The sequence below is a fragment of the Pseudomonas antarctica genome (assembly GCF_001647715.1).
Classification (GTDB): Bacteria; Pseudomonadota; Gammaproteobacteria; order Pseudomonadales; family Pseudomonadaceae; genus Aquipseudomonas; species Aquipseudomonas antarctica_A.
Genome location: NZ_CP015600.1, coordinates 5,812,413 through 5,824,805 on the forward strand (window position 1 = coordinate 5,812,413; position 12,393 = coordinate 5,824,805).

Below are 12,393 nucleotides of genomic sequence, written 5' to 3' on the forward strand. Positions count from 1 at the left end.
CCTCACTCAACGGTTAGTAAGCTGCCCGGTAGATTTTCTCGATATCCGCTGCGCTGAGCTTGCGTGGGTTGTTGCGCATCAGGCGTTCGATACCCGCCGCTTCCGTGGCCATGGCCGGGATTGCATCCTCGGGTATCCCAAAGCTGCGCAGGCCCGAAGGGATCTCCACTGCGGCACACAGTCGCGTCATCGCCTCAACCGCCTGGTCGGCTGCGTCGTTGATGCTGAGCCCGGTGACATTGACCCCCATCGCCTGGGCAATGTCCTGCATGCGCTCGACACACGCCAGCTTGTTCCAGTGCATCACGTAGGGCAGCAACAGCGCGTTGCTCACACCGTGGGCAATATTGAATCGCCCGCCCAGCGGGTAGGCCAACGCATGCACCGCGCCCACCCCGGCATTGCCGAACGCCATACCGGCCATCAGGCTGGCAGTGGCCATGTCATCGCGTGCTTGCAGGTTGGCCGGGTTGGCGTAGGCCTTGGGGAGCGCATTGGCAATCAGTTTGATCGCGCCAATGGCCAGGGCATCGGTGATCGGCGAGGCATTCAGTGACAGGTAGGATTCGATGGCGTGCACCAAAGCATCCACGCCACTGGCGGCGGTGACACTGCGCGGGCACGTGAGCGTCATTTGCGGGCTGATCAGCGCGACGTCCGGCAGCAGGTAATCGCTGACGATGCCTTTTTTCAGCTGTGCCACTTTGTCCGAGAGGATCGCCACATTGGTCACCTCCGAGCCGGTACCGGCCGTGGTCGGGATGGCGATCAGCGGCGGGCCCTTGCGCGGCACCTGGTCAACGCCGAACAAGTCCGCCAGGGCGCCGTGGTAACCGGCATAGGCCGCAACGCTTTTGGCAATGTCGATGGCACTGCCGCCGCCCACACCGATCAGGCCGTCATGCCCGCCTTCGCGGTATGCGCGCATGCAGTCTTCGACGATGGCGATTTCCGGGTCGGGCAGCACACGGTCGAAGATTTCATAGGGCCGCTCGCCCAAGTGTTCCAACGCCAGCGCCACGGTGCCGGACTTGACCAGCGCGGCGTCGGTGACGATCAGCGGGTTATCCACATCCAGGCGTGTGAGTTCGGCGGCCAGTTGTTCGATGGCGCCAGCGCCGGTCAACAGTTTGTGGGCGATCTTGAATGAGGAAGTGCTCATGTGCGCGGCCTCTCGTTAATGTTGGGCTTGCACAAGAGTAGCTGAGGCAAATGGGTTGTCTGCCATTCAGCGGCTGAATGGTCATTATCTGAATAAACACAAACCAATGTGGGAGCGGGCTTGCTCGCGAATGCGGTGTGTCAGTTAAAGATGCATTGACTGACACTGCGTATTCGCGAGCAAGCCCGCTCCCACATTTTGAGCTCGGTTTGGCCTCAGACCTGCGCAGTGCGCAGTTTTTCGCTGCGGCCTCGTAGCCATTCCAGTGTCAGCAACAGCAGCACCGAGAAGGCAATCAGCAAGGTCGCCGCTGCGGCAATCGTCGGGCTGAGGTTTTCACGGATGCCGCTGAACATCTGCCGAGGCAAGGTTGCTTGCTCAGGGCCGGCAAGGAACAGCGTCACGACCACTTCATCGAATGACGTGGAGAACGCAAACAGCGCCCCGGAAATCACCCCGGGCGCAATCAACGGCAAGGTCACCCGACGAAACGCAGTCAACGGCGAAGCGCCCAGGCTGGCGGCCGCCCGCACCAGGTTATGGTTGAAGCCCTGCAAGGTCGCCGACACCGTGATAATCACAAACGGCACGCCCAACACCGCATGCACCACAATCAGCGAGAAGAAACTGTTGCCCAGCCCCAATGGCGCAAAGAACAGGTAACTGGCCACGCCGATAATCACCACCGGCACCACCATCGGCGAAATGACCAGCGCCATCACCAGCGCCTTGCCGGGGAAGTTGCCGCGGGTCAGGCCAATCGCCGCCAGAGTGCCGAACACCATTGCCAGCACGGTGGCCGCCGGGGCAACGATGATGCTGTTCTTCAGTGCGCGCATCCATTCGGCCGAGGCGAAGAAGTCCTGGTACCAATGCAGCGAGAAACCTTGCAGCGGGTACACCAGGAAACTGCCGCTGTTGAACGACAGCGGGATAATCACCAGCACCGGCAATATCAGGAACAGCAGGATCAAGCCGCACAAGATCCGCAAGCTGTAGAACCACACCCGTTCCACCGGTGACATATAAGGGCTCAGCATCGCAAGGTCTCCTCAGCTCAGGCGCAGGCGACTGGCGCCCACCAGCCGGTTGTAGATCAGGTACAGCAGCACGGTCGCCAGCAGCAGTAAGCCGCCCAATGCCGTGGCCATGCCCCAGTTGATGCTGGTGTTGGTGTAGAAGGCTACAAAGTAGCTGACCATCTGGTCGTTCGGGCTGCCCAGCAGTGCCGGCGTAATGTAGTAACCAATCGCCAGGATGAACACCAGCAGGCAACCGGCGCCGACACCGGCATAGGTCTGCGGGAAGTACACGCGCCAGAAGCTGGCGAACGGGTGGCACCCCAGGGAGATCGCCGCCCGCATATACGTGGGCGAGATGCCTTTCATCACGCTGTAAATCGGCAGGATCATGAACGGCAGCAGGATATGCACCATGGAGATGTACACGCCGGTGCGGTTGAACACCAATTCCAACGGTTTATCGATCAGGCCCACACTGATCAGCGCGCTGTTGATCAGCCCACCGGATTGCAGCAACACAATCCACGCTGCCACGCGCACCAGGATCGAGGTCCAGAACGGCAGCAACACCAGGATCATCAGCAAGTTACTTTTGCGTGCCGGCAGGTTGGCCAGCAAGTAGGCCAACGGGTACGCCAGCAGCAGACAGATGAAGGTAATCACCAGGCCCATCCAGAACGTGCGGGCGAAGATGTCCAGGTAGATCGCCTGGTCCGGCGTTGCCGGGGCGACTTCGCCGAGGTCATCAATGCGGTGATCGACGGCCGCCAACAGGTAGTAAGGCGTAAGGCTGCTGGTATTGCGCCGGATAGCCTGCCAGTACGCCGGGTCGCCCCAGCGCTCGTCGAGGGTTTCCAGCGCCTGTTTATAAGAGGCAGGCGCTTCGGTAAACGGCAGCGCCCGCGCGGTTTTGGTCAGCAGGCTACGGTAGCCGGCCAGTTCCATGTTCAAGCGTTTGGACAGGTCGCCCAGTGTCTGTTTTTTACGCGCTTCGCCCAGGTCTTCGCTGAGTGCCTGATACACCGGTTCACCCGGCAGACCACGACCATCCCAGGTCTTGACCGCCACCACGGTACGCGGCAAACCACCCACCACTTCCGGGTTGCCGACGCTTTTGTAAAGCAGCGCAACGATCGGCACCAAGAACACCAGCAGCAAAAACAACACCAATGGCGCAATCAAGGCTTGGGCCTTCCAGCGGTTGAGCCGCTCGGCACGCGCCAGGCGCTGCTTGAGGGTGGGGCTGGGAATGGCGATAACCATGGCAAACTCCGGAAATCTTCTAAGAGTTCCCTGTGAGCGGTGCTTTTTTGTGGGAGCTGGCTTGCCTGCGATGGCATCGCCTCGGTGTCACTGAAAGACCGAGTCGATCCCATCGCAGGCAAGCCAGCTCCCACACCAGCCTGCTTTCACAGAGGAATATGCGGTGTTACTTGGCAGCCCACGAATTGAAGCGCTGCTCCAACTGCTCGCCGTTATCCGCCCAGAAGCTCACGTCGATCTGCACCTGGTTGGCAATGTTCTCCGGCGTGGTCGGCATATCCTTCAACACATCCTTGGCCAGCAACGGCACAGCCTGGGTGTTGGCCGGGCCGTAGGCGATGTTTTCCGAATAGGTCTTTTGCTGTTGCGGCTGTACCGAGAAGGCGATGAACTTCTTCGCCGCTTCCGCGCGGTCCTTGGCCAAGCCTTTAGGGATGGCCCACGCGTCGAAGTCGTAGATGCCGCCGTTCCAGACTACTTTCAGGTTGCTTTCTTTTTGCACGGCGGCGATGCGACCGTTGTAGGCAGAGCTCATGACCACGTCGCCAGAAGCGAGGTACTGCGGTGGTTGGGCGCCAGCTTCCCACCATTGGATCGACGGTTTGAGTTCATCCAGCTTCTTGAATGCACGGTCCTGGCCATCTTTGCCGGCCAGCACTTTGTACACGTCCTTCGGTGCCACACCGTCGGCCATCAAAGCGAATTCCAGGGTGTACTTGGCGCCCTTACGCAGGCCGCGCTTTCCGGGGAATTTCTTGGTGTCCCAGAAATCCGCCCAACTGGTCGGTGCGCTGGTCAGCTTGTCGGCGTTGTAGGCCAGCACGGTAGACCACACGAAGAAACCCACGCCGCAGGGCTGGATCGCGCCTTTGACGTAGTCGCCAGGGTTACCGAACAGTTTGGGGTCGAGCGGCTCGAACATGTCTTCGTCACAGCCACGGGACAGCTCCGGCGACTCCACTTCCACCAGGTCCCAGGACACGCTCTTGGTGTCGACCATGGCTTTGACCTTGGCCATTTCACCGTTGTACTCGCCGGCGACGATCTTGCCGTTGCCCGCACTTTCCCACGGTGCATAGAAGGCCTTGACCTGGGCCGCCTTGTTCGCGCCACCAAAGGACACGACCGTCAGGTCCGGGCCTGCCATGGCCTGTGTCGCGCCCATCAGGCCTAAAGCCAGGGCGGAATATTTAAGGGATCTCAACATTGTTGTTCTCTCCACGTGCAGGGTTGGTGAAGCCATGGGGCGATTAATTCGCCTCTAGAAGTGGGTCGAGTGCGCGAACGTGCTCGACTTGCCAGCCAATCGGTACCACGTCGCCGACCGCCAGGGCCGGGTCCAGCTCGGCAATCGGTTGTTTCACAAAAAAATCGGCCTTGCCGCAGACTTCCAGGCGCACGCGCACGTGGTCGCCCAGGTAGATAAATTCCACCACCCGTCCGGAGAAGCGGTTCACGCAGCTTTCGCTGGAGCCGTTGAGACTCACGCGCTCCGGGCGCACCGAAAGGGTCACCGGGCCGCCGATCTGGCCGACATTCACCGCCAGCGCCTCGACCTTTTCGCCACGCGCCAACTCCACCACGCAACGCTCGCCGCTGTGGCTGTGCAGACGCCCGTTGAGGCGGTTGTTCTCACCGATGAAGTTGGCGACGAAGGTGTTTTTAGGTTCTTCGTACAAGGTGCGCGGCGCGGCGATCTGCTGGATCTCGCCTTGGTGGAACACCGCCACGCGGTCGGACATGGTCAAGGCTTCGCCCTGGTCGTGGGTCACGTACACCACCGTCACACCGAGACGCTGGTGCAGGTGCTTGATCTCCATCTGCATGTGTTCGCGCAATTGTTTGTCGAGTGCGCCGAGGGGTTCGTCCATCAGCACCAGCTGCGGTTCGAACACCAGCGCCCGAGCCAGGGCCACGCGCTGCTGCTGGCCGCCGGAAAGTTGCGCCGGGTAACGCTGGGCGAAGGCGTCGAGCTGGACCATGCTCAACACACGTTTGACCCGTTCGCTGACATCGGTCTTGCTCAAGCCGCGCACCGACAACGGGAACGCCAGGTTTTCGGCGACGGTCATGTGCGGGAACAACGCATAGTTCTGGAACACCATGCCGATGTCGCGTTTGTGCGGCGGCACGTTGTTGATCGCGCGCCCGGCCAGCAGGATTTCACCGGCGGTCGGCGTCTCGAAACCGGCGAGCATCATCAGGCTGGTGGTCTTGCCCGAGCCGGATGGCCCGAGCAAGGTGAGGAACTCGCCCTTGCGAATCTCCAGGTTGAGGTCTTTGACGATCAGGTTCTCGCCGTCGTAGCTTTTCTGCACGCCACGAAAGCTGACCAGCACATCATTTGAATCCACCTCGCTCATACCCGCACCTTTGTGTTTTGGACTGCTGTGGCACAAGCGTAGTCCAGGCGCGAGGCCCCGGAAATCGGGGGCCAGGAGAGAATTGCATCAGCAGGATGGAAGCCTGGGGGTAGGGATTGCCCTACAGCGATGGCGGGGATGGAACAGTGTCAGGGTTGCGCCCGCCGGGAACGCTCACGACAGGGCTCAAGGGAGGTCGCAAACAGGCATGTCGTCACAACAGCTTATGTTCCATGGCGTACTTCACCAATTCGGCCAGGGAGGTGATATTGAGCTTTTGCATCAGGCGCGCCTTGTGGGTGCTGATGGTCTTGCTGCTCAGCGCCAGTTGCTGCGCGATGTCATTGACGTTGGCGCCCTGGGCCAGGCGCTCGAACACCGAAAACTCGCGCTCCGAGAGCAACGAATGCAACGGCCGCGTATCCGTCAGGCCGACTTCAAACACCATGCGGTCAGCCAGGTCCGGGTCGATATAGCGCCCGCCCGCCGCGACTTTGCGAATTGCCGTCAGCAACAGGGCCGGGTCGCTGTCCTTGGTCGCATACCCCGCCGCACCGACTTTCAAGGCTCGGGCGGCCATTTGCGCTTCATCGTGCATGGACAACACCAGGATCGCCGGCGGGTTATTCAGTGCACGGATGCGCGCAATGGCTTCCAGCCCATTCACACCCGGCATCGAGATATCCAGCAACACAACCTCGCACGCCACATGGCGCAAGGTCTCCAGCAACTGCTCGCCGTTACTCGCCTCGCCCACCACTTGCAGGTCTTTGGCCAGGCCGATCAATTGCTTGATGCCTTCACGGACGATGGTGTGGTCTTCGGCTACCAATACGCGAATCACAGGGGTTTCCTCTTATAGTTATGCATCCAACGGCACCCTGACAGTCAAGGTGGTGCCCTCCCCCGGCTCGCTGTGCAGGCTCAGTTGCCCGCCCATCATCAACACCCGTTCGCGCATACCCACTACGCCAAAGGAGACGGGCCGCCCCTGGGACTCAACGAAACCGATACCGTCATCGCTGATGGTCAACTGCAGGTCGCCGCCCTCAACGACCAGGGTCAGCTCGACAGTATGCGCCCGGGCATGGCGCATCACATTGGTCAACGCCTCCTGCAGGATGCGGAACAGGCCGATGGCCTTGGCGTCGCTCAGGGCCGGCAGGTTATCCGGGACTTGTACCAGGCAGGGGATTTGCGTGCGGGCTTCAAAGCGGCGGGCTTGCCATTCGATGGCCGAGGCGATGCCCGCGTCCAGAATCGGCGGGCGTAAGGCGGTTGCCACGTCGCGCACCAGTTGGAACAGCTGGGCGATCAAGCGCTTCATGCTGTTCAGGCGCTCGTTCAAGCCCGGGTCCAATTGCGCATAGGCCAGTTCGCACATCGAGGTTTCCAGCTTGAGCACCGTGAGCATCTGCCCGAGTTCGTCGTGCACTTCGCGGGCGATACGGGCCTTTTCTTCTTCGCGTACGGTTTCCAGGTGGGCGGACAATTCGCGCAACTGCGCCTCGCTTTGCAGCAAGGCGGCCACATAACGGCGGCGCTCGGTCACGTCATTGAGATAAACGACCAGGTATTCGCCATCGGCAAAGCGCAGAAAGCTCAGGGACACATCGGCGGGCAGGACTGTGCCGTCTGCGCGCACGCAATCGGCCGCAAAGTTTTGCGGGCCTTCTTCGCTGGCGCGGGCGCGCTTCCACAGGTTGAGCCAGCGGTCCATGTTCAACGTCGGGTCAAAATCGATCAACGGCCTTTCGATCAATGCCCCTGCGCCATAACCGAGCATGGTTTCGGCGGCGAGGTTGGCATAGCGCACATGGCTGTCCCAATTGACCCACAGGATGCCGACCGTACTTTGATCGATGGAAAATTGCGTCAACCGCAAGGCTTCGGCACTGGCGGCGCGCGCGGCACTTTCTTCCCGAGCCGCCAGCAGGCGCTGTTCCAGCTCACGCTGCTGGCGACGCTGCCAGACCACCACGGCGAGACTGGCGATCAGGAACAACCCCAAGAGCAGGCTGAGGTTTTTCCAGAACGCCGGTGACTCCGACAAACGCGGGTACTTGGGTTGTAACCAGCGACTATGCAGTTGGTCCAGATCGCGGGCGGGTATCGCACGCAAGGCACTTTGCATGATGGTTGCCAGTTCCGGCCATTCACGGCGGGTGGCCACACGCAGCAATTGCGGCAAGCCGATATCCCCCACCACGGCCAGCCCGGCAAACTCCGCCTCGCCGGACAACCGGCTCAACTGCGCCTCATCCACCACGGCATAGCGCGCCTGCTGGCTGACCAGCAATTGCAAGGCCTGACGTTCCATGGGCACGCCTTGCACATTCAGGTTGGGATAGTTGCTGCGCAGGTAATCCGCTACGGCGCTGGGCATGCGCACGGCAACGCGAGACTGCTCATCGAGTTTTTCCAGCTCCACGGCACCGCCGCCTTCGCGGAAACCGACGATATGCTGGGGCACGCGCATGTACGGGTCGGTGAATAACCACAGGCGCAAGCCGGCGGGCGTTTGCTGCAGGCCGGGGGCGATATCCACCTCGCCGTCACGCACGGCGGCTTCCAATTGCTCCTGGCTGGGAAAGTTGCGCCAGGTCAGCTCAATGTTCAGCGCCTTGGCCAACCACTGCATCAACTCGACATTGGCCCCGGACAACCGCTGCAAGCGCCGGTCGTATTGCGCGTAAGGCGCCTGCAATACCAGGCCCACGCGCAACTCCGGATGCTGGGCCAGCCATTCCCGCTGCTGTGCATTCAGTTGCGCCAGTGGTGCAGCAGGCGCAGGCGCGGCACTCGCCATCAAGGCAAAGCACCAACAGCCGATAACCAGCAGACAGCGAAAACCCATGATCCACGTCTCACATCACTGACAAATACTGACCAACCCATTAGGCTGCTGGAATGACTTCTGGCCGGGAATTAACGATGCTCTTTCTCCACCGTTCGGCACTGCCAGCATTGTGCCTGTCGCTACTATTTACCAGCGCCTTTTCTGTACAGGCCGCCGACGCACCTGCGCCCGCCGCCGAAAAACCGGTTGAACGCCAACCCCTGCCCGAGCGCAGCCAGGAAGAAGCCAACGCCCTCGAGCGGCAACTTCCGCAACAGGAACAGCAACAGTTGCAGGCCGGCACCGACTCATTCCTGGCCCTGTGGAAGCCGGCCAACAGCGCCGAGCCCCAAGGTGTGGTGATTATCGTGCCCGGCGCCGGGGAAAGTGCTGACTGGCCGCAAGCAATTGCGCCTTTGCGCAGTAAATTGCCGGACGCCGACTGGGGCACCCTCAGCCTTTCGTTACCGGACCTGAACATGGACACCTTGCCGCCACGGGTCATGGAAGCACCCAAGGCAGCGGTCGACACCAGCAGCAAAGAAGGCAGCACCGCCGCCAAACCCATCGAACAAGCCGCCAGCGCCGAAGCTGAAGGGACGGACCCGGCGGTGGTGCCGGGTGCGGAGCAACAGGACAAGACCGACGCCAAGCGCATCTTTGATCGTATCGACGCCGCCGTCGCCTTCGCCCAAACCCAGAGCGCGCGCAGTGTGGTGCTGCTCGGCCATGGCACCGGCGCCTGGTGGGCCGCGCGTTACCTGAGCGAGAAGCAGCCGTCCCAAGTGCAGAAGTTGGTGATGGTGGCCGGCAAGACGCCTGCGGGTCGGCAGCCGAATCTGCAACAACTGGCCCCAACGCTGAAAGTGCCTACGGCGGACGTCTTCTACCAGGACGGCGCCCAGGAGCGCAAAAACGCACTGGAGCGAGCGCAAGCCGCCAAGCGTGCGAAGAATGACGGCTACAAACAGGTGTCACTCAAAACGCTGCCCGGCAATAGCTCGGCCGAGCAGGAGCAGTTGTATCGGCGGGTTCGCGGGTGGCTGAGCCCGGAGCCGAAAGAGGGCTGACCGCCTATCTCAAAAGCGCCGTAGACCTAATGTGGGAGCGGGCTTGCTCGCGAATAGGGTGTGTCAGTCAACAGATTCATCGGCTGATCCACCGCATTCGCGAGCAAGCCCGCTCCCACATTGGATTGAGTGCTCACTTCCAAAGGGTGATGGCTATCTGAAATCCCGCCGCTCGCGAATCAATGCATAGGCGTTATGCAGCTCGCGGGTTCGCTCGGTCGCCTCGCGCACTTGCGCGGGGCTGGCGCCAGTGCCGGCAATCTTGTCCGGGTGGTGACGACTGAGCAGGCGACGATAGGCACGCTTGATCACCGACGGTTCGCTGGTGGCGGTTACGCCAAGCGTCCGCAACGCCTCCTGATAGGCGCCGCTGCGGCTGACCATTGGCTTGCGTTCCGGCGCGTAATCGGAGGCCAGCGCCTGCAACTGTTGCGGCGTCCAACCCAGCCACTTGCCCCATTGATCGATCAGGTCGCGCTCGGCCTCATCTGCCCTGCCATCCGCCCAGGCCATTCGCCAGCACGCACGCAACACGCCTTCCGCCGCATGCGGCTGAGCCTTGAGCACGCGCAGATAAGTGCGCACCCGGTCGGACCCGGACTTGCCGCGATTGAACGCGGTAATTGCCCGGCGCCGTGCCGGCTCGCTCATGTCCAGCGAGCGCATCTCCTGGCGCGCCTGCTGGATATGCCCATCCACGACCCGGCCATTACTTTTGGCCAGGCGCCCCAGCAGCACAAACAGCAGTTCGTCGTTGCGCAACGCCGTGCGCCCGCCCAGGCGTTCGCGCAATTGCGCCCAACTGTGCAATTGCAGGCGGCGATCCAGTGCCTGCCCCAACAATGCGCCCAACAAGGCCCCCGGAATACTGGCAATGGCAAAGCCAGCCCCGGCACCGATCAGTGTCCCTGGCCACAACATCCTATCGCCCCGCAGTCAGCAAGGTTTCGACCCGCGCCAGACGTTCCAGCGTGCCGACATCAATCCAGCGTCCCGTCATGTGTTCCCCCGTTACCCGTCCTTTGGCCATGGCCTCCCGCAACAGCGGCGCCAATTTGAAGGCTCCGACGCTGCAACCCGCGAACAGCTGGGGGTCGAGCACTGAGATGCCACTGAAGGTCAGGTTATCGGCACCGGGCGCGGCATCATGAAGCACGCCGTCGCTCAAATAGAAGTCGCCGCCCGTAGGGGCATGGTCAGGCATGTCGACCATCACCAGGTGGGCAAGCCCTTGCAGCGGCTTGTTGCGCAGGCTGGCGAAGTCGAAGTCGGTCCAGATGTCGCCGTTGACCAGCAGGAAGGGTTCGTCGCCCAGCAGTGGCAGTGCCTTGAAAATACCCCCGCCGGTTTCCAGCGGCTCGCCTTCGGCCGAGTACTGGATGCGCAGGCCAAACTGCGCACCGTCGCCCAGGTAGCTTTCGATTTGCTGCCCGAGCCAGGCATGGTTAATGACGATATCGGTGAAGCCGGCCTTGGCCAGCGCTTCAAGGTGATACTCGATCAACCGCTTGCCGCCCGCCTGCACCAAGGGCTTGGGCGTGTGCAGTGTGAGCGGACGCATGCGCTCGCCTTTGCCTGCCGCCAGGATCATCGCCTTCATACGCCCGCCTCGGCCGGTTCGCGCAGGCTGGCGAGCAATTCACCCAGCTCATCCAGTTCAGGCCGGTCGGCCAGTACTGCTTCTATATAAGCAAAGAAGCGCGGCACGTCCGCCAGGTAGCGTGGCTTACCGTCGCGATGGCAAATGCGCGCAAAGATGCCGATCACCTTGAGGTGGCGCTGCACACCCATCAGGTCACTGGCGCGCAGGAACGCTTGAAAATCGTCCTGCACCGGGATGCCCAATTGCCCGGCACGCTCCCAGTAACCACGCTGCCATTCGCGCACGCGCGCCTTGGGCCAGCTGAGGAACGCATCCTTGAACAGGCAGGTGATGTCGTAGGTCACCGGGCCGTAGACCGCGTCCTGGAAATCCAGCACGCCAGGGTTCGGCACGCTGATCATCAGGTTGCGTGGCATATAGTCGCGATGCACCAGCACTTTGGGCTGGGCCAGGGCGCTGTCGATCAAGTGATCACTGACGCGCTGCCACAAGGCTTGTTGCCGGGCGTCGAAATCGATACCCAAATGCCGGCGAACGTACCACTCCGGAAACAATTCCAGCTCACGGCGCAACAAGGCGACGTCATAGCTGGGCAGCGGCGTGTCCATCGGCAACTGCTGAAAAGCCAGCAGCGCATCGATGGCATCGGCAAACAATTGATCGGCGTTTTGCTCGTCAATCACGTCCAGATAGGTTTTTCTGCCCAGGTCATTGAGCAAAAGAAAGCCGCGAGGCAAATCTTCTGCATAAATTTTTGGCACATTAATTCCCGATTTCGCGAGCAAATCAGCGATATCGACGAAAGGTTTGCAGTTTTCCTGGGGGGGCGGCGCGTCCATGACGACGAACGTTCGACCGCCACCCTCCCAACGGAAGTAACGCCTGAAACTCGCGTCGCTGCTGGCCGCGGTCAATGTGGCCGGTGGTACGACACCCCAATCCTGAGCGTTGAAAAGGATCGGCAACTGCTCATCCAGCCATACTTTCAGCTGTTGTAAACGTAGATCTTGCTCGGGCATTACAAGGGTCTCCGACGGCGCTAGCCGTCAAGCGGGTCATGCTTTATTATCA

11 protein-coding genes are annotated in these 12,393 nt (G+C 61.4%); 1 reads left to right on the top strand and 10 read right to left on the bottom strand.

Features of this window, described 5'->3' with window-relative positions; all coding sequences use genetic code 11:
* Positions 1 to 13 precede the first annotated feature (13 nt).
* The 7 genes from A7J50_RS26475 to A7J50_RS26505 all read right to left on the bottom strand — a co-directional run bounded on the left by A7J50_RS26475 (position 14) and on the right by A7J50_RS26505 (position 8,667).
* The gene (locus A7J50_RS26475) at positions 14 to 1,162 is read right to left on the bottom strand and encodes an iron-containing alcohol dehydrogenase (RefSeq protein ID WP_064454377.1); all 1,149 of its coding nucleotides are present in this window, start codon (positions 1,160 to 1,162) and stop codon (positions 14 to 16) included.
* Between the two features lie 215 nt (positions 1,163 to 1,377).
* Positions 1,378 to 2,202, bottom strand: coding sequence for an ABC transporter permease (locus tag A7J50_RS26480; protein ID WP_028618151.1), 825 nt, complete (start codon positions 2,200 to 2,202; stop codon positions 1,378 to 1,380).
* Positions 2,203 to 2,214: 12 nt separating this feature from the next.
* Positions 2,215 to 3,447, bottom strand: coding sequence for an ABC transporter permease (locus tag A7J50_RS26485; RefSeq protein ID WP_064454378.1), 1,233 nt, complete (start codon positions 3,445 to 3,447; stop codon positions 2,215 to 2,217).
* 166 nt (positions 3,448 to 3,613) lie between these two features.
* Positions 3,614 to 4,654, bottom strand: a complete 1,041-nt coding sequence (locus A7J50_RS26490; protein WP_064454379.1) for an ABC transporter substrate-binding protein — start codon at positions 4,652 to 4,654, stop codon at positions 3,614 to 3,616.
* 43 nt (positions 4,655 to 4,697) lie between these two features.
* Positions 4,698 to 5,810, bottom strand: coding sequence for an ABC transporter ATP-binding protein (locus A7J50_RS26495; RefSeq protein ID WP_064454380.1), 1,113 nt, complete (start codon positions 5,808 to 5,810; stop codon positions 4,698 to 4,700).
* A 214-nt stretch (positions 5,811 to 6,024) separates the two neighbouring features.
* Entirely contained in the window at positions 6,025 to 6,654 is a 630-nt protein-coding gene (locus A7J50_RS26500) for a response regulator transcription factor (protein ID WP_064454381.1), read from the bottom strand.
* Between the two features lie 18 nt (positions 6,655 to 6,672).
* Positions 6,673 to 8,667, bottom strand: coding sequence for an ATP-binding protein (locus A7J50_RS26505; RefSeq protein ID WP_064454382.1), 1,995 nt, complete (start codon positions 8,665 to 8,667; stop codon positions 6,673 to 6,675).
* Between the two features lie 77 nt (positions 8,668 to 8,744).
* Between A7J50_RS26505 and A7J50_RS26510 the strand changes: the two genes are divergently transcribed.
* Entirely contained in the window at positions 8,745 to 9,719 is a 975-nt protein-coding gene (locus A7J50_RS26510; RefSeq protein WP_064454383.1) for an alpha/beta hydrolase family protein, read from the top strand.
* A 153-nt stretch (positions 9,720 to 9,872) separates the two neighbouring features.
* On the opposite strand, the gene A7J50_RS26515 is transcribed toward A7J50_RS26510, so the two are convergent.
* The 3 genes from A7J50_RS26515 to A7J50_RS26525 are packed head-to-tail and all read right to left on the bottom strand — an operon-like array spanning position 9,873 to position 12,341.
* A complete protein-coding gene (locus tag A7J50_RS26515) occupies positions 9,873 to 10,640 on the bottom strand; it encodes a TerB family tellurite resistance protein (protein ID WP_064454384.1) in 768 nt (255 codons plus the stop codon).
* Position 10,641: 1 nt separating this feature from the next.
* A complete protein-coding gene (gene murU / locus A7J50_RS26520) occupies positions 10,642 to 11,319 on the bottom strand; it encodes an N-acetylmuramate alpha-1-phosphate uridylyltransferase MurU (protein WP_064454385.1) in 678 nt (225 codons plus the stop codon).
* Entirely contained in the window at positions 11,316 to 12,341 is a 1,026-nt protein-coding gene (locus A7J50_RS26525; protein WP_064454386.1) for an aminoglycoside phosphotransferase family protein, read from the bottom strand. Before A7J50_RS26525 ends, murU begins: the two co-directional genes overlap by 4 nt.
* Positions 12,342 to 12,393 lie beyond the last annotated feature (52 nt).

Coding starts and splice junctions, on each gene's coding strand:
- A7J50_RS26475 (WP_064454377.1), bottom strand. CDS start 1,162: ATGAGCACTTCCTCATTCAAGATCGCCCACAAACTGTTGACCGGCGCT.
- A7J50_RS26480 (WP_028618151.1), bottom strand. CDS start 2,202: ATGCTGAGCCCTTATATGTCACCGGTGGAACGGGTGTGGTTCTACAGC.
- A7J50_RS26485 (WP_064454378.1), bottom strand. CDS start 3,447: ATGGTTATCGCCATTCCCAGCCCCACCCTCAAGCAGCGCCTGGCGCGT.
- A7J50_RS26490 (WP_064454379.1), bottom strand. CDS start 4,654: ATGTTGAGATCCCTTAAATATTCCGCCCTGGCTTTAGGCCTGATGGGC.
- A7J50_RS26495 (WP_064454380.1), bottom strand. CDS start 5,810: ATGAGCGAGGTGGATTCAAATGATGTGCTGGTCAGCTTTCGTGGCGTG.
- A7J50_RS26505 (WP_064454382.1), bottom strand. CDS start 8,667: ATGGGTTTTCGCTGTCTGCTGGTTATCGGCTGTTGGTGCTTTGCCTTG.
- A7J50_RS26510 (WP_064454383.1), top strand. CDS start 8,745: ATGCTCTTTCTCCACCGTTCGGCACTGCCAGCATTGTGCCTGTCGCTA.
- A7J50_RS26515 (WP_064454384.1), bottom strand. CDS start 10,640: ATGTTGTGGCCAGGGACACTGATCGGTGCCGGGGCTGGCTTTGCCATT.
- murU (WP_064454385.1), bottom strand. CDS start 11,319: ATGAAGGCGATGATCCTGGCGGCAGGCAAAGGCGAGCGCATGCGTCCG.
- A7J50_RS26525 (WP_064454386.1), bottom strand. CDS start 12,341: ATGCCCGAGCAAGATCTACGTTTACAACAGCTGAAAGTATGGCTGGAT.